The following is a 319-nucleotide window of genomic DNA, read 5'->3' as shown; positions in this document are numbered from 1 at the left end:
CGATTCCGTCCCGAGCCACCATACAAGGCTTTGAGCCGGTGTAGCTCAGTTGGTAGAGCGGCTGACTTGTAATCAGTAGGTCGAGGGTTCGACTCCTTTCGCCGGCACTGATATTGTGGAGGATTAGCGAAGTGGCCAAACGCAGCAGACTGTAAATCTGTTCCCGGACGGGTTCGGTGGTTCGAATCCATCATCCTCCACCACTTATATAGGGGCATAGTTTAAAGGTAGAACAGCGGTCTCCAAAACCGTTAGTGTGGGTTCAATTCCTGCTGCCCCTGCCAAGAGAATATTGTGAATATGGCGGTCGTGGCGAAGT

At 52.0% G+C, this 319-nt stretch carries 3 tRNA genes; all 3 read left to right on the top strand.

From position 1 onward, the window contains the following. Positions 1-34: 34 nt before the first annotated feature. The 3 genes from A372_RS0100470 (at position 35) to A372_RS0100460 (ending at position 284) form a co-directional block, all read left to right on the top strand. Positions 35-107 (top strand) — tRNA-Thr (locus A372_RS0100470). 10 nt (positions 108-117) lie between these two features. Continuing rightward, a tRNA-Tyr gene (locus tag A372_RS0100465) sits at positions 118-203 on the top strand. Between the two features lie 7 nt (positions 204-210). Next, positions 211-284: transfer RNA gene (locus tag A372_RS0100460), tRNA-Trp, on the top strand. Positions 285-319: the final 35 nt, after the last annotated feature.

The sequence above is a fragment of the Paenibacillus sp. OSY-SE genome (assembly GCF_000283315.1).
Taxonomy (GTDB): domain Bacteria; phylum Bacillota; class Bacilli; order Paenibacillales; family Paenibacillaceae; genus Paenibacillus_B; species Paenibacillus_B profundus.
The sequence above is the reverse complement of the archived record's forward strand: the minus strand, read 5'-3'. Positions and strand labels throughout refer to the sequence as shown.